This is a genomic window from Robinsoniella sp. RHS (genome assembly GCF_001029355.1).
Taxonomy (GTDB): Bacteria; Bacillota; Clostridia; order Lachnospirales; family Lachnospiraceae; genus Robinsoniella; species Robinsoniella peoriensis.
Window position 1 is genome coordinate 56,407 of the sequence record NZ_JNGB01000021.1, and the last position, 13,178, is coordinate 69,584.

General features: G+C 39.6%; 28 protein-coding genes. 22 read left to right on the forward strand and 6 right to left on the reverse strand.

Features of this window, described 5'->3' with window-relative positions:
* Positions 1–270: 270 nt before the first annotated feature.
* The 4 genes from RHS_RS12335 to RHS_RS30895 form a co-directional block, all read right to left on the reverse strand.
* Positions 271–1,242 (reverse strand): DUF3644 domain-containing protein, encoded by a 972-nt coding sequence (locus RHS_RS12335; RefSeq protein ID WP_047833344.1) that lies wholly within the window; start codon positions 1,240–1,242, stop codon positions 271–273.
* A 65-nt stretch (positions 1,243–1,307) separates the two neighbouring features.
* Entirely contained in the window at positions 1,308–1,577 is a 270-nt protein-coding gene (locus RHS_RS12340) for a hypothetical protein (protein WP_395022213.1), read from the reverse strand.
* Positions 1,578–1,603: 26 nt separating this feature from the next.
* Positions 1,604–1,936, reverse strand: coding sequence for a helix-turn-helix domain-containing protein (locus RHS_RS12345; RefSeq protein WP_047833345.1), 333 nt, complete (start codon positions 1,934–1,936; stop codon positions 1,604–1,606).
* Between the two features lie 123 nt (positions 1,937–2,059).
* Positions 2,060–2,482, reverse strand: a complete 423-nt coding sequence (locus tag RHS_RS30895; protein WP_395022216.1) for a helix-turn-helix domain-containing protein — start codon at positions 2,480–2,482, stop codon at positions 2,060–2,062.
* A 147-nt stretch (positions 2,483–2,629) separates the two neighbouring features.
* Here RHS_RS30895 and RHS_RS12355 point away from each other — a divergent pair, with 147 nt between their 5' ends.
* Both RHS_RS12355 and RHS_RS12360 read left to right on the forward strand, forming a co-directional pair.
* Positions 2,630–2,863, forward strand: a complete 234-nt coding sequence (locus RHS_RS12355; protein WP_047833346.1) for a hypothetical protein — start codon at positions 2,630–2,632, stop codon at positions 2,861–2,863.
* A gap of 69 nt (positions 2,864–2,932) precedes the next feature.
* Positions 2,933–3,133: a hypothetical protein gene (locus RHS_RS12360; protein ID WP_047833347.1), complete on the forward strand. Its 201-nt coding sequence runs from the start codon at positions 2,933–2,935 to the stop codon at positions 3,131–3,133.
* Between the two features lie 162 nt (positions 3,134–3,295).
* On the opposite strand, the gene RHS_RS12365 is transcribed toward RHS_RS12360, so the two are convergent.
* Entirely contained in the window at positions 3,296–3,496 is a 201-nt protein-coding gene (locus RHS_RS12365; RefSeq protein WP_047833348.1) for a hypothetical protein, read from the reverse strand.
* A gap of 114 nt (positions 3,497–3,610) precedes the next feature.
* On the opposite strand from RHS_RS12365, the gene RHS_RS30900 reads away from it, so the two are divergent.
* The 18 genes from RHS_RS30900 to RHS_RS12445 all read left to right on the forward strand — a co-directional run bounded on the left by RHS_RS30900 (position 3,611) and on the right by RHS_RS12445 (position 10,647).
* A complete protein-coding gene (locus tag RHS_RS30900; protein ID WP_395022219.1) occupies positions 3,611–3,784 on the forward strand; it encodes a hypothetical protein in 174 nt (57 codons plus the stop codon).
* 108 nt (positions 3,785–3,892) lie between these two features.
* On the forward strand, positions 3,893–4,129 hold the full coding sequence (locus tag RHS_RS12370) for a hypothetical protein (RefSeq protein ID WP_047833349.1): 237 nt from the start codon (positions 3,893–3,895) through the stop codon (positions 4,127–4,129).
* Positions 4,130–4,179: 50 nt separating this feature from the next.
* On the forward strand, positions 4,180–4,365 hold the full coding sequence (locus RHS_RS12375; protein ID WP_047833350.1) for a hypothetical protein: 186 nt from the start codon (positions 4,180–4,182) through the stop codon (positions 4,363–4,365).
* Positions 4,352–4,648, forward strand: coding sequence for a hypothetical protein (locus RHS_RS12380; RefSeq protein ID WP_047833351.1), 297 nt, complete (start codon positions 4,352–4,354; stop codon positions 4,646–4,648). The genes RHS_RS12375 and RHS_RS12380 overlap by 14 nt, the downstream gene beginning before the upstream one ends.
* Before the next feature lie 47 nt (positions 4,649–4,695).
* The gene (locus tag RHS_RS30905) at positions 4,696–4,863 is read left to right on the forward strand and encodes a hypothetical protein (RefSeq protein ID WP_395022222.1); all 168 of its coding nucleotides are present in this window, start codon (positions 4,696–4,698) and stop codon (positions 4,861–4,863) included.
* The gene (locus RHS_RS12385; protein WP_047833352.1) at positions 4,847–5,449 is read left to right on the forward strand and encodes a DUF1071 domain-containing protein; all 603 of its coding nucleotides are present in this window, start codon (positions 4,847–4,849) and stop codon (positions 5,447–5,449) included. Before RHS_RS30905 ends, RHS_RS12385 begins: the two co-directional genes overlap by 17 nt.
* The gene (locus tag RHS_RS12390; RefSeq protein ID WP_047833353.1) at positions 5,449–6,075 is read left to right on the forward strand and encodes a putative HNHc nuclease; all 627 of its coding nucleotides are present in this window, start codon (positions 5,449–5,451) and stop codon (positions 6,073–6,075) included. The genes RHS_RS12385 and RHS_RS12390 overlap by 1 nt, the downstream gene beginning before the upstream one ends.
* Positions 6,076–6,188: 113 nt before the next feature.
* Positions 6,189–6,476 (forward strand): hypothetical protein, encoded by a 288-nt coding sequence (locus RHS_RS12395; protein WP_047833354.1) that lies wholly within the window; start codon positions 6,189–6,191, stop codon positions 6,474–6,476.
* Entirely contained in the window at positions 6,469–6,819 is a 351-nt protein-coding gene (locus RHS_RS12400; protein WP_047833355.1) for a hypothetical protein, read from the forward strand. The genes RHS_RS12395 and RHS_RS12400 overlap by 8 nt, the downstream gene beginning before the upstream one ends.
* Positions 6,820–6,827: 8 nt before the next feature.
* Entirely contained in the window at positions 6,828–7,517 is a 690-nt protein-coding gene (locus RHS_RS30910) for a hypothetical protein (RefSeq protein ID WP_395022226.1), read from the forward strand.
* Entirely contained in the window at positions 7,504–8,034 is a 531-nt protein-coding gene (locus RHS_RS30915; RefSeq protein ID WP_395022228.1) for a replicative helicase loader/inhibitor, read from the forward strand. The genes RHS_RS30910 and RHS_RS30915 overlap by 14 nt, the downstream gene beginning before the upstream one ends.
* Before the next feature lie 2 nt (positions 8,035–8,036).
* On the forward strand, positions 8,037–8,453 hold the full coding sequence (locus tag RHS_RS30920; RefSeq protein WP_395022230.1) for a hypothetical protein: 417 nt from the start codon (positions 8,037–8,039) through the stop codon (positions 8,451–8,453).
* Positions 8,437–8,691, forward strand: a complete 255-nt coding sequence (locus tag RHS_RS12425) for a helix-turn-helix domain-containing protein (RefSeq protein WP_047833356.1) — start codon at positions 8,437–8,439, stop codon at positions 8,689–8,691. Before RHS_RS30920 ends, RHS_RS12425 begins: the two co-directional genes overlap by 17 nt.
* A 4-nt stretch (positions 8,692–8,695) precedes the next feature.
* Positions 8,696–9,220 (forward strand): hypothetical protein, encoded by a 525-nt coding sequence (locus tag RHS_RS30925; RefSeq protein WP_395022232.1) that lies wholly within the window; start codon positions 8,696–8,698, stop codon positions 9,218–9,220.
* 38 nt (positions 9,221–9,258) lie between these two features.
* Positions 9,259–9,489 (forward strand): hypothetical protein, encoded by a 231-nt coding sequence (locus RHS_RS12435; protein WP_047833357.1) that lies wholly within the window; start codon positions 9,259–9,261, stop codon positions 9,487–9,489.
* Between the two features lie 22 nt (positions 9,490–9,511).
* Positions 9,512–9,796, forward strand: coding sequence for a hypothetical protein (locus tag RHS_RS12440; RefSeq protein ID WP_047833358.1), 285 nt, complete (start codon positions 9,512–9,514; stop codon positions 9,794–9,796).
* Positions 9,797–9,826: 30 nt separating this feature from the next.
* Positions 9,827–10,003, forward strand: coding sequence for a hypothetical protein (locus RHS_RS30930; RefSeq protein ID WP_394909926.1), 177 nt, complete (start codon positions 9,827–9,829; stop codon positions 10,001–10,003).
* A 233-nt stretch (positions 10,004–10,236) separates the two neighbouring features.
* Complete coding sequence (locus tag RHS_RS12445) at positions 10,237–10,647, forward strand: hypothetical protein (protein WP_047833359.1); 411 nt, start codon at positions 10,237–10,239, stop codon at positions 10,645–10,647.
* Between the two features lie 370 nt (positions 10,648–11,017).
* On the opposite strand, the gene RHS_RS12450 is transcribed toward RHS_RS12445, so the two are convergent.
* Positions 11,018–11,197: a helix-turn-helix transcriptional regulator gene (locus RHS_RS12450; RefSeq protein ID WP_047833360.1), complete on the reverse strand. Its 180-nt coding sequence runs from the start codon at positions 11,195–11,197 to the stop codon at positions 11,018–11,020.
* A 467-nt stretch (positions 11,198–11,664) separates the two neighbouring features.
* Between RHS_RS12450 and RHS_RS12455 the strand changes: the two genes are divergently transcribed.
* Positions 11,665–12,081 carry a terminase gene (locus RHS_RS12455; protein ID WP_047833361.1) on the forward strand — a complete coding sequence of 139 codons (417 nt, stop codon included), beginning with the start codon at positions 11,665–11,667 and terminating at the stop codon, positions 12,079–12,081.
* Positions 12,078–13,178: terminase (locus RHS_RS12460; RefSeq protein WP_047833362.1), on the forward strand; the 1,101-nt coding region annotated here is incomplete at its 3' end. The genes RHS_RS12455 and RHS_RS12460, both read left to right, overlap by 4 nt.

Genomic DNA, 13,178 nt, shown 5'->3' on the forward strand with positions numbered 1-13,178 from the left:
CGTAAAAAAATAACACCTATACAGGTGTCGAGGAAAATGATATAATGTGCTTGTCTAAGGCAGTATTATATAGGCTCCTTTGTCTGTATAGTATTTATTTAAAGCCGTTTGGTGTTTCTGCACCGGGCGGTTTTTTAAAATTCAATACATAATTGACAATATATCGAATATACTGTATAATACAAATAAGTTAACTCGTGATGGATAAGGCTGGGTTCCCGAATGGGAGTAGGTAGTAATACCAAGAATTCCTTTGCCCCTGGGGTTGGCTTATTTTTTTATGTTGTCCAATATATTATCAGGATCTTTTTTTAACTCTTCTAATATAAAATCTATAGCTTGCTGTGAATATGAGTATTGTGGCATAGAGAATTGTTTATGTACATAGCAATATTTGTCATTTTCTTTTAACCCAAAGTGTTTACAAAAATTAGTGAAGTGAAAGCTTGTAAATTTAGCTTCATCGCCATTGTATGATAATTTAATATTTTCCTTTGACAGATTTTCTTTTATTTTCGCTATACATGCTTTTGCAGTATACTTATGAGTATTATTCAGATCTTTAACATCACGTATTATTTTTATAGATGAATCAGCATTTTTATCTATCTTTACATAAGATGTGGCTTTATTTTTGTCTTTAGTGAGAAAGTGAAAATGATCTATTCTAATGGCAAATTTATCGTTTGTTTGGAATGACAATTCGTCGATCGTGTTCTTTATGGTTAACATTTTCGTCGCAATTTCTTCAGGGTATTTTGCTACAATTTCTGATTCATTCAAGGCTTTCATGCTTACAGAGAGCGATAAAAAGTTCTGCGGAATGATAGTTGTCATATCAATTTGATGAAATGCCATCATTTTTTCATTGAAGTTTAGCACACAAGATTGAAATAGCGGCACATATACCATTTCATATTCTTCTACTACAAAATGTGTGCTGGTATTACGTAGTTCTATGATTTTTTCTAAATTTATTCTTAATGGGTCTTTATCATTGGTAAAAATTATTTTAATACAATTTTCTAAAGTCAAGGTTCTATCACGATTATCTTTGTAATAAATACTCTCCTCTCCATAAATATGAATTAGATGAGCCTTTAGCATCAGTTCCCATGCGTTGCAAATGAACAGAGCAAAACCTTCTACGCGGTAATGAATAGTAGGCTTATTATATAATTCAATAGCCATTGCAAAAGCTTCTTTAGACTTATCCAGAAGTTTTATAGTTAAATCATTCATAACTCATTTTCCCTTCTTGTTGATTTCTTATTCTTCACTAAAATTCAAATCGGATATTCCTTCATTTACACTCTCAAAAATTTCGTGTGCCTCAATATATGAACCCAATTGTGTGGAAGGCTAGAATTTACTTCCTTTTTCAGATTATTATAAAGTGGCTGCATGGATTGTTTCCACATATCATAGGCAGCATTTTTAAGTTTTTTATCATTCCATCGCTTATTTGGCTGGCGTTTTTGGTTTTTAACTCCTTGAAAGGCTATGGCTTTTTCCATAAATACCTTGTAACCATCCAGGTTATTTTCTATATATTCAAGAAATTCTTTGTAAGTCATGGTGGTTCCCCTTTGTATTATTTTAATCACAATTCCGATAATAGCTTTATTAGAAGCATTTTTTCATCAGTGGTAAGCTTATTTCCATTTCTTGCAATTAATTGTTGCATGTCATCATAGGTGGGTTCTATGCATGCTGTTGCTGTATTATCATTCTCATTATCTTCCAAATCATCAAAGTCATCTAATGTTAAGCCTAAAACCCTTGATACAGCTTTCAAAGTCTCTAGCTTAGGATCTTTTGTCGCGCCACTTAATATTTTATTTAATGTACCTAATGGAACTCCTGACTTTTCGGATAATTCAGCTGTTGTTATTCCCATCTGTTTTTTATATTCTGCAATTTTTTCTAAACCCATTTTAAATACCTCCTTATAGGTAATATATTACCGCATAAGAATGCAAGTACCTTTGCTTTTTCCATTCTAAAACTTCTATATAAGTAATATTTTGTTTTGTTATCAGCGGATATGTTGAAAATTTTAGTTAGTTTCTATGGAATCTTTTTTGCAATATTTTGGAATATAGCTTAATTCCTCTAGGCGTTTTGTAGCTTCTAACTTGCCTGTTGAATTAAATTTTCGAAATATATCTAAAATTTTTATCTCATCAGAGTCGTTTAATACTTCTATTCCAGCAATACCATCAGCTTTAAAGTTATCTAAAGCTTCGGTTTTTCCAAGTTTGTGATAATATGTAGGTTCATCCCAACCCATAAGTTTTGCTGGAGTAGTATTTAAAGCATTTGCAAAAAGATCTATTTTTGTTTGAGATAGGTCAACGAGCCCTTTTTCAATCTTGGCAATTGAAGAGCGGCTAGTATAACCAGTCTTTTTGGCTAAATCATCTTGAGAGAGTCCTAACTCCTCTCTTAATAATTTTATATTAGAGTATAACTTTAACATAAAGTCACCGCCTTTCATAAATAGATCATAACATAGATGTGAAAAAAATTCAACAATTTTATATAAATGTGTTGACAAGAATTCACTTGAATGATAACATATAGGCGTGAATTAAAATCAACAAAAAGGAAGGAGTAAAGATTAAAAATGACAAATGTTGATCTATTAAAAAAGAAAATTTTTGAATCAGGAATGACTGTAACAGCAATTGCAAGAAAGACGGGAATATTAAGAGAAACGCTATATAATAGAATGAAATCAGGAAATTTTAGATCATCGGAGATTGTTAACCTAACAAAAGTTTTACATCTTTCACTTGATGAGAGAGATAATATTTTTTTTGCACTAGAAAGTGAATATAAATCAACAAAACGTTTCTGAATGCTATGTAGTCATTTGAGGTTTGCTATTTGCATCTTCAAACAAACCTGTCAAAAGAAAGGAGAACACATGAACAAAATTGAAGAATTTAAAGATTTAGTTTTTGATTATAACCATGAGATCTTAATAATTAATGGAGAAAAAGTAACTGAACCCATCATCGTTAAACTTAATAGCCAAGACGCATGGGGAGTTTCAAAAGTCTTCAACTATCAAATGACTAGAAGTGGCATGGAATTACCGGTAGTAACAATTGACTTAGATGTATGAAGAATAAAAAAACATCAAGATTGCAGGAAAAATCAGGTTATTGATTTAGACGTAGAAATTCATTCTAACATTAATGAAATTTTAGAGAAAACAGAACGTTTAAACACTTCCTTGAATGAAGCCAGAACATTGTCACATGAACTGGCTTCATCAGAAATTAATTTAGAATTTAAAGTTTAAGTTCAAATCGATTTCTTTTCCACAGGCAGAGCAAATACTTTTGCCAGCCTTCGCAGATATTGATTGACCACAATGAGGGCATTTGATATCGAAGCTTTTCTCAGATATTTGTTGTTTGGCAGCTTCATCAATTTTTTTATGTAACTTATTGGTGTCGATATTAATTTTAGTACTTATTTTCATAGCTCACGAACTCCTTTCATATGTACTCGGCTGCTGGAACAGCCTGTACTAAAATTATAAAATGGACGGAGCGTTATGTAAAATAATAGGAAGAAAGTTAGGAGGTGATGTAGGGTGAATAATTTAAACGCCCTCACGATTGATGAAACCGAAACAATTCACATAGACGGGGTGAAGCTAAATGCAGTAAAAAGATATGAGCTGACACACTCCGCCGCAAGCGCAGCAGAGCTGACAGCCATATTGGATGTCAATGTAGGCCAAGTTGGTTCTGAACTAAAGAAGTAATTTGACCACTCCACGTTAACGAAATTATGCGAATGCCAGGTAATGAATTGCTGATGAAATTCTTTCTGCTTCCGCAGACAGTAAAAAAGAGAAACGAAGGTGAAGTATATGCCAAGATTAAAACCAAATGAAGATGATGTAAAAAATAGAACACTTGAAGGAATAATTGCTAAGTATATTAACATCAGAAAGATGACAGAAGATGACTTAGCAATGTATTTGAGAATCACAAAGCGTACACTACAAAACAAAAGAAAGAAGCCTGAGACATTTACATATCCTGAGGTACGAAGGGCTTTTCGGGTTTTGCAGGTTCCGGATGCAGAAAAGTTAGAGATTTTTTAGGAAAGGTTAATGCATTGTTGGAAAAAAAACTGTAGAAAGAAGGTTATGTGATGAAAAACAAAGTAATTAGTTTGCTGGCAACAGCCTGCATCATGGAAACAGTGCAGATCATATTTCAAACACCTTGGACGGTAATAGAGGTAATTTCTGCAGGCAGTTTCATATGTCTGTTAATCTATTACTTTATACAGGAGATGGAGCACTTAGAAAGGAGGAAACGAGATGATATGGATTGAATCGGTACAGGAGTCGGACACACAAAGAAATCTTTTTGAAAAATGGAATAATATTGATCATATAATTAACACATTGCACCGGGTTCAGCTAGAGAATCATTTGGACCGTTACGATATGATGAGATATTCTGCGGGACTGTTACAAGGAATAGCAGACATTGATCCTACGGGAACCTTTTCAAAAAAAGATATATGGAAACTGACATCATTTTTTGAAAGAATTGTTAATGGAAATAGCCCCCACACTGACCAAAGTTTAGGGACTATTCTATCAGACTTATAAAAAATAACTCTATATGTATTATAGAGCAAAACGGGAGGTTTTGTCAAATGCATTATAAAGAACTGGCCACAAACGAGGTGGTATCAGAGGAAGATGCATTTATCTATGCAAAAGAAAATTTGGATTTCCTGGATGGTAAGGATAAAAAAGAATTTATAGACTGGTTCTTTTCCGGGAACTGGATAAAGGAGGATTCGCATGTTGAAACCATATGATGAGCTACGAAAATTAGATGTAATCCCGTACTGTGAAGAGCGGGACAAGTTTTTATATTTAAACTGGGCACAGTGCATTAAGCTGCTGCATGACCACGGGGCAGAAACTGTTTACTGGGAACCCATACCAAACCCAAAGACCGGAAGCAGCCTTTACTACTGTGATCATGAATTTGTAGATAAAAACGATTCCAGGAACCGGTGCTATGAAACCCGGATTAAAGTAGTCATAGATGAAAAAGAGTACACCATGCAGTCCCCGGTGATGAACGGCACGAATCCGGTAAAGGATAACTCCATGAGCCAGCAGCGTGTCTGGAACAGCATGTGCCGGTCATTCGTGAAATGTGTGGCCATACACACGGGCCTGGGATTTGACCTGTGGCTGAAAGAGGAAGAAAACCCTTTCCAGCAGGAGGAACCGGCTTCGGAGCCGCAGAAAAAAATGATCCGGGAGATCTGCAAAAAGCATAAGATCGATATTGACATGCTGTATGCATCAAACGGGATTAATGAGGATACCGTTACCGCCTCCCAGATCGGCAGGTTCTTAGTTTCCTTTAAAAAGAAGTATGGTGATGATTAGTGCATACAGTCGTAAAGGTAGAAAAAGTCAGGGAGGATGAACAGGGAACTCAGTTGTATATATCGATCCCTGGGAAATACATAAAAGAAATGGTTCTGGATAAGCATATCCGCCAAGCAGAGATGCGTTTCGATGATGGCAGGCATATTTCCATAGAACAAAGGAAAAAAGCTTATGCAACTATTGCAGATATTGCTGCCTGGAGCGGGGATGTGCCGGAATATATGAAAGAATTAATGAAGTATGAGCATATGAAAAGCACCGGATGCGGGTATTTCAGCCTGTCAGACTGCTCGGTGGATACAGCCAGGGAATATATAAACACCCTGATGGAGTTTTCCCTGGCAAATGGAATCCCCCTGGATGAACTGGGGGTGAACAGGACGGACGATATAGGCAGGTACTTATATTTCTGCCTGAAGCATAGAAAGTGTGCGGTATGCGGCAGGAATGGAGAGATACACCATGTTGACGCGATTGGCATGGGGAATAACCGGAGGAAAGTGGATGACAGCGGATACCGGAAGATCTGCTTATGCCGGGAACACCATACCATAGCCCATCAAAGGGGCTTGGAGGTATTTGCAAAAATGTACCAGGTATATGGAATAGTTATAAGGCAGTGATGCTTTATATAGAAACCCGTAAATGCTGATTCATATTTGCGGAGGGCGGATAATATATCACAAATCTATTATAAGCCAGGCTGGGGCGGCAGACCGCCCCGGAAAGGAGGAACATGAATATTGTGGATTATATACCGGTTGGATACCAGAATGCAGTAACCAGAAAGCAGCTCTGTATCCTGACCGGGTTATCGGATAGAAAAGTAAGAGATTTAATTGCAGATGCACGCAGGGAAACGCCAATCATTAACCAGCAGGATTCCAAGGGCTATTACATACCGGATACCGGCAGCATTATTGATATGTGCGCACTGAGACGGTATGTAAAGCAGGAAGAGCACCGGTTAAAAAGTATCGGATGGTCCTTAAAGGCAGCAAGGAGGGCGGCAGGAGATGAATAGCAGGGAAAAAGGGGCCAGGGGGGAAAGAGCGCTTGCCCGGGTGCTCCGGGACCAGGGGTATGACTGCCGCAGGGGACAGCAGTACAGCGGAGCCAATGGAGATGCGGATGTCGTAGGGCTGCCCGGTATGCATATCGAGTGCAAGGTTTACAAAGAACAGCTGCGGGGCGGGCTGTATGGGGCAATGGAACAGGCGGCAAGGGATGCAAGGGAAGGGGAAATGCCGGTTGTCATGCAGAAGAAGGACCGCTGCGGATGGCTGGCCACAATGAAGATCGAGGACTGGACAGCACTGTACCGGGAATATGAAGCCGGGCAGGCAGTAAAGAAAATGGATAAGTAGGTGGTGGCTTGAATTATATAGAACTGCTTAACCGGTTTTACCATTTGCTGCAAGAAACCAGAGTGTCAAATAACGCACAGTTGCTTTATTATACGCTATTGCAGATAAACAACAGATGTAGTTGGTCGGACTGGTTCGCGCGGACGAATGTAAGCTTAAGCGGAATGATGTGTGTAAGTGAAAAAGCGCTTACGAATGCGAGAAATGAATTAAAACAGCTGGGGCTGATTGATTTCATTTCCTCAAAGAAGCGGGGGGAATGTACAAAGTATACGCTTTTGAACCCAACAAAATGCGGTACAAAGGAAGTACAAAAGAAGTACAAAGGAAGTACAAAAGAAGTACAAAGTGCAGACATAAATAAACAGAAACAAGAAACAAAAACGAAAACAGAAAAGAGCAGTACTAAAGTACTGCCAGAAAAATATGCTGCAGATGACCTGCTCAATGATGCCATTCTGGATTTTATTGCTTACCGGAAAGCATCAAAAGCAGCAATAACTGAAAAAGGGATGGAGCTGATAATGAAAAAGCTTGACAGGCTGGCAATGGATAATGATGAAAAAATTGCCATACTCCACCAATCTATTGAGAACGGCTGGAAAGGAGTCTTTGCATTGAAAGAAAAGCCTAAGAGGCAGGAAACGGATTTTTATGATGACATGGCAAGGTGGGTGAATGAACATGAATGTGAATGAATTTGGCTCCATTGCGTCGGCAATGAAAGCGGCATACCCCAATGCGAACCTGATGCCGGATAACCGGGCGAAAGAGGTGTGGTACACCATGCTGTCTGATCTGGATTACCGTATCTGCCTGGCAGCATTAAAAGAGCATATCAGTTTAAATAAATTTGCTCCCTCCATTGCGGAGATCCGGGAGAAATGCGCCGGCATCGTAAGGGGTGAGGAAAAGGACTGGGGTGCGGCCTGGAAGGATGTGCTTTATGCAATCCGGCGCTGGGGCATGTACCGGGAAGCGGAGGCAATGGACAGCCTGGACGATGGCACCAGGCAGTGTGTAGGGAGGCTGGGGTTTAAGAACCTCTGCCTGTCGGAGGACCTGAATATAGACCGTGCTAATTTCCGCATGATTTATGAACAGGTATCCGCAAGACGAAAGGAATATATACAGCTTGCGTCGGCACTGCAGGCAGAGAAGCGCAGCCTGCATGAACTGGTGCAGAATACAGTGGAGTTGCTGGAGGGGGAATGATCATGGCGGTAGCAAACAATTGCAGGTATCCGGACTGTGTACAGTGCGACCGTATAGACTGCGATATGGATGACAAAGATATTCAGGCTATGCTGAAACGCCGGCGGTGGGACAAGAACCCGGAGGTGTTCCGGGAGAAACAGAGGGAATACCGGAAACGCAGGTATCAATGCATGGAAAAGCCGGAGGAAAAGATTTATCAGTTTCTGGTGGAATATATAAGCCGGCATATGTATCCGCCTTCTGTCCGGGAGATTGCATCCGGGATTGGGCTGCGATCACAAAGCAACATACCGGAATATTTAGAGCGGTTAAAAGACCAGGGGCTGATAGATGGAGAACCCAAGAAATCCAGAGCAATCCGGTTAACGGGCTACATAATGGTTCGAGAGGGAGGCAGATGTGAAATCACTAAGTGAAGAAATGAAAAATGAAGTGAAGAGGCTGCATCAACAGGGATATAAACACAGGGAGATTGCAAAGCTTGTGGGCGTGTCTAAGGGCAGCGTAACTTATGTGATTCAGGAAAGAACCAAGCAACAGAATAAGTTATGCAACATTCCGCAGAGTGTCTGGGATGAATGGGATATCTTGCACGAACGGTATGGAGAGAATGGAACGCATAGAGCTAAAAACAGGCTGCATACAGGGAGATAAAGCGATGGGAAGAATGCACATTTTTTGTAAAGGAAAACGAGCTGACAATAGGGATTGGGTGGAAGGATATTACCTGGATAAGGAAAATAAAACTTTACCGGGTTGCGATATGCACTTCATTTTGCGTCATGATGGGTTTGGATTAGTAGAATGGGTGGAGATCGATCCGATTACGGTATGCCTGGATACCGGTTTAAAGGATGTCAGGGGAAATAAAATATGGGAAAATGATATACTTTCTTGTCCTAAACTGGGTGAGGCATTTAACCTATGCAAAGTTGTTTGGAGCATACACTATACCGGCTTTCGGGTGGAACCATTTGATGTAGAGGAATATTACGATGTCCCGGACAGGCCGATTATATTCGACCTGGAAAGTCCAAAAACAAGAGAAATGGACTATGAAAGGGTAGGAAATATATTTGACACCAGTGATGTAACGATATCCCAGATCCGGGAGGAAATGAAACGTGATGGTATTGGAGAATGGGATATTAACGTGGTAGTAGAATTTCCAGCAGAGATATAAAATTACCATCACGGTAAATTAAAATTTAGGAGGTCAATATGCAGGAGATTATGATTAATATTAATAAGCTGGTAAAGGCAAAGATGTACGGCTTTGACGAGGCATATTATGAGCCAGACGGAAAGGACAAACAAGGGGAGTATATTTTGGTGGATGTACAGTTTATTGTTTTCCCACATCTGCCTTATATAAAAAGTACGGAGATAGTAGCCAATGCTGGCAGGTCAGATTTCTTTGAAATTCTGCCACACCTGATAATTAAAATATAACATACGAAAGGAGAGCGTAAAATTGAGTAAATTTGATTATATGATTTTTACTGGTGGCATACACAACGAATTTGTGGCACATGCAAATAAGTATACAAAAGAACAGACAGTAGAGTTGGCACGTTCAGAAACCGAACGCACCGACATCAACATCGAACAGATAGAAGAACAGTGGTGCCGATATTACGCCCGTGTGCCTGACTGGTGTGGCTATGATGGGGAGGGCGGATGCTATACATATTGCGGAAAAGAACAAAAAGGAAGTTTTCCAGTGTATGTAATAGAACTTGAAAATCTGTATGGTTAAGCGAAAAATTGAAATTTTATGGAGGGAAATATGAATAACACTAATGCAGAAATGGTGGCTCGTAATTTTTATAATTGGCTTGTTGATATGGGATATTCAACCGATACCGACAAGGCAGAAGATATCGAAGATGTAATAAAAGATTTTGTGTGTATTGAACACGAAGCACCTAAATTATTCAATTTGCTTAAAAATTTAAGTGATTAAACTGAAATATAACAGACTAAAGAGGTGAGCATTGGTATAAGAGAATAAAGAAGGCTACATAGACAGCACAGCCGGCAGGGCAATACATAATACTGGGAAGACACCTAAGTATGTCCTTGCGGTAATAGAAGCGCTTAGGCAGGTAACAAGCTTAGCAGGATTCGATATACAGGGGAGGATTTGGCTTAAGGATAAGGCTACAGGGAAAGCGTTTAGATAGGAGGATGAGGTCAATGCCTAATGTAAGACCAATAAACGAAAAAAAGTATCAGATTAGTAAGAGAAGATTTTGTGAACTGTATAACTTCTGCTTACAATACAATGAATGGATGGATGAGTTAAAGTATAAGACAGATACAGTAGGCAGCTTAGAAATAACAGACATGCCCAGAGGATATGGAATTTCAGATCCAACTCAAGCATTAGCTGTGCGAAGAGCAGAACTGCAAAGAAAATGTAATCTCATACGACAGACGGCAACGGAGGCTGATTCCGAAATATTTCCATACATTCTAAAGGCAGTTACAAATGAAGGAATATCCTATAATTATCTTAGAGAGTTTATGGATATACCTTGTGGGAAAGATTTGTATTATGATAGACGGAGAAAGTTTTTCTGGCTGCTTTCAAATAAAAAAGAGTAAAAGCCGTAATCATAGGACATATTTATATGATATTATGATAGTGTAAACAAATGGATACAGCTCATCTATTTATGAAAAAAGTTCTCCCAACACATACGACTGCCGGGTGTTACAGCCCGGCAGTTGAATCTCCGGTAGTGCAGATCTGGGTTCCTGAATGGGAGTAGGTCGTAAGACTTAGAATTCCTTTGTTCTGCACGAACGGTTTAAAAAGAAAGAAATCCAAACCGGGAGTGACCGGTGGTGGTCGATCCAGTTTTCGGGTGTCTGTTAAAACCGAGATGGTTGCCGCACAGGGTGACTGTGGAAAGGCACTTACTTAGCGTAGGTGCTTTTTTGCGTATAATAGAAAATGCAGCCGATTGACTGCCTAATCTCTGCACAACTCGTCCAGTGTAATACCGAGGGCATCGGCAAGTTGAATAGCAGTTGATACCCTGCAGTCATTGCGGTTTTCTATTTCTTGAATAGTTCTGCGGGGAACACCTGATAGAGTGACTAATTTAGGAACGGATAATCCTTTAGACAAGCGTATCTCTTTAAGCTTCATTTTGAGTGTCCTCCTTTTTTAAAGTATTTCAGGATAGAAATAATCAGTAAGAAAATGGTCAGGATGAGAATAATATAATCCAGTATCCCAAGATTATTAAAATCCATCAGTTTTAGTGATATGAATACAATGAGTAAAGTTGTAATAGTATCTTTCATCTTTTGGTTTCATATGGTATAATAACATTACCTATAGAAGGTGGGGAGCGTTGCTCCCCTTTGAGTGCTTATTTATCACCTGTAATCCAATCAGTCAGTTTCGCGGCTATCTGAATGGCTAACCAGATGATGGTAAGCACTTTTATAATGTCATCCATATGATTCCTCCTTTCCTTTAATATGTATATATTATAGCACATAAAATAGTGCTACGTCAAGAAGGAAATAGAAAATAATGTAAATAATTTAAGCACTCGGATGAATATTCTGGGTGCTTTTCCTATGTATAAAGAAAGAAGGTGAGCCGGAATGGCTATATTGCCAAATGCAAGGCATGAAAAATATGTGCAGTACTTAATACAGGGAATGAGCCAGAGAAAGGCTTACCGGGAAGCATTCAAAAATGCGAAGAACTGGAAAGACAGCACAGTAGATAACAGGGCTTCCGAATTGTATAATACCAGGGAAATATTAGGTAGGTACAAGGAATTGCTGGAAGAATCCAGAGATAAAGCCATTATGAGCAGAAAAGACCGCATGGTTGTTTTGAGTGAGCTTGCATCCAATAAAGAAGAGAAACCGGACGCAAGGATCAGGGCAATTGATACCCTGAATAAAATGGATGGAGAATATGTAAACAGGGTTGAAGTATCAAGCGGATTGAAAATCGAACAGACAAAGCTGGATGATCTAATCAAACAGATACATGGCGGTGATGGGGAATGAGCAGTGAACGGTTGATTTTGTCAGAGAAATATAAAGCATTCGTAAAATGCGATGCATCGGCAGAATTCCTGGAAGGCACCACATCCGCAGGGAAGACCACGGTTGGACTGTTTAAGTTTATGCTTAAGGTTGCAGAGTCCCCTAAAAAACTACATATAATAGCGGCAAAGGACACCGGAACCGCTGAGAAGAATATCATCAACAAGGATCTTGGAATCATCGATGATTTTGGCATACTGGCAGAATACAACGGCAATGGAACCAAGGACGATAAGATCCCCCATATACGATACCATACGTCTCGGGGGGATAAGGTGGTCTATGTAATGGGGTATGGAGACAAAAAGAAATGGCAGAAAGCCCTGGGAGGGCAGTATGGCTGTCTTTACATAGATGAAATCAATACCGCAGACATCGAGTTTGTCCGGGAATCAGCGATGAGATGTGATTATTTAATGGCTACGCTGAATCCGGATGATCCCAGCCTGGCTGTATATAAGGAATATATCAACAGCTCCCGTCCGCTTAAGGAATGGCAGGAAGACACCCCCAATGAAATAATGGAAGAGTTAAAGGAAGAACCAAAACCCGGATGGGTCCATTGGTTCTTTTCTTTTCGGGATAATTTAGGACTGTCCAAGGAAAAGCTGGAACAGATTCTTATGAATACACCTAAGGGCACCAAGATCTGGAAGAATAAAATACAGGGGTTAAGGGGAAAAGCAACCGGTTTAATCTTTCCCAACTTTGACAGAAAGCAGCATGCTGTTCCAGCAGCATGGATCCAACAGCAGATCCAGTCCGGAAAGATCAAGTTCAAGAAGTTCTCAGCGGCATTGGATACCTCTTATTCCAGTAAATCACCGGATACCATTGCAATGGTCTTCCAGGGGATTACAGAAGACCGGAAACTTGTTACCCTGGCAGAAAAAGTTTACAGCAATGCGGACCTGAATACACCGCTTGCCCCATCGGACACCGTTTTAAAGCTGATTGATTTTTTGGAGCAATGCCGGAATGAATGGGGATTTTCAAGGGATGTATTCGTAGACAGTGCCGACCAGGCAACGCTGACAGAACTGAGGAAATATAAGCGG

Excerpts from the sequence above, each read along its gene's own strand:
- RHS_RS12335 (WP_047833344.1), bottom strand. The coding sequence starts at position 1,242 with ATGAATGATTTAACTATAAAACTTCTGGATAAGTCTAAAGAAGCTTTT.
- RHS_RS12340 (WP_395022213.1), bottom strand. The coding sequence starts at position 1,577 with ATGACTTACAAAGAATTTCTTGAATATATAGAAAATAACCTGGATGGT.
- RHS_RS12345 (WP_047833345.1), bottom strand. The coding sequence starts at position 1,936 with ATGGGTTTAGAAAAAATTGCAGAATATAAAAAACAGATGGGAATAACA.
- RHS_RS30895 (WP_395022216.1), bottom strand. The coding sequence starts at position 2,482 with ATGTTAAAGTTATACTCTAATATAAAATTATTAAGAGAGGAGTTAGGA.
- RHS_RS12355 (WP_047833346.1), top strand. The coding sequence starts at position 2,630 with ATGACAAATGTTGATCTATTAAAAAAGAAAATTTTTGAATCAGGAATG.
- RHS_RS12360 (WP_047833347.1), top strand. The coding sequence starts at position 2,933 with ATGAACAAAATTGAAGAATTTAAAGATTTAGTTTTTGATTATAACCAT.
- RHS_RS12365 (WP_047833348.1), bottom strand. The coding sequence starts at position 3,496 with ATGAAAATAAGTACTAAAATTAATATCGACACCAATAAGTTACATAAA.
- RHS_RS12370 (WP_047833349.1), top strand. The coding sequence starts at position 3,893 with ATGCCAAGATTAAAACCAAATGAAGATGATGTAAAAAATAGAACACTT.
- RHS_RS12375 (WP_047833350.1), top strand. The coding sequence starts at position 4,180 with ATGAAAAACAAAGTAATTAGTTTGCTGGCAACAGCCTGCATCATGGAA.
- RHS_RS12380 (WP_047833351.1), top strand. The coding sequence starts at position 4,352 with ATGATATGGATTGAATCGGTACAGGAGTCGGACACACAAAGAAATCTT.
- RHS_RS30905 (WP_395022222.1), top strand. The coding sequence starts at position 4,696 with ATGCATTATAAAGAACTGGCCACAAACGAGGTGGTATCAGAGGAAGAT.
- RHS_RS12385 (WP_047833352.1), top strand. The coding sequence starts at position 4,847 with ATGTTGAAACCATATGATGAGCTACGAAAATTAGATGTAATCCCGTAC.
- RHS_RS12395 (WP_047833354.1), top strand. The coding sequence starts at position 6,189 with ATGAATATTGTGGATTATATACCGGTTGGATACCAGAATGCAGTAACC.
- RHS_RS12400 (WP_047833355.1), top strand. The coding sequence starts at position 6,469 with ATGAATAGCAGGGAAAAAGGGGCCAGGGGGGAAAGAGCGCTTGCCCGG.
- RHS_RS30915 (WP_395022228.1), top strand. The coding sequence starts at position 7,504 with ATGAATGTGAATGAATTTGGCTCCATTGCGTCGGCAATGAAAGCGGCA.
- RHS_RS30920 (WP_395022230.1), top strand. The coding sequence starts at position 8,037 with ATGGCGGTAGCAAACAATTGCAGGTATCCGGACTGTGTACAGTGCGAC.
- RHS_RS30925 (WP_395022232.1), top strand. The coding sequence starts at position 8,696 with ATGGGAAGAATGCACATTTTTTGTAAAGGAAAACGAGCTGACAATAGG.
- RHS_RS12435 (WP_047833357.1), top strand. The coding sequence starts at position 9,259 with ATGCAGGAGATTATGATTAATATTAATAAGCTGGTAAAGGCAAAGATG.
- RHS_RS30930 (WP_394909926.1), top strand. The coding sequence starts at position 9,827 with ATGAATAACACTAATGCAGAAATGGTGGCTCGTAATTTTTATAATTGG.
- RHS_RS12445 (WP_047833359.1), top strand. The coding sequence starts at position 10,237 with ATGCCTAATGTAAGACCAATAAACGAAAAAAAGTATCAGATTAGTAAG.
- RHS_RS12450 (WP_047833360.1), bottom strand. The coding sequence starts at position 11,197 with ATGAAGCTTAAAGAGATACGCTTGTCTAAAGGATTATCCGTTCCTAAA.
- RHS_RS12455 (WP_047833361.1), top strand. The coding sequence starts at position 11,665 with ATGGCTATATTGCCAAATGCAAGGCATGAAAAATATGTGCAGTACTTA.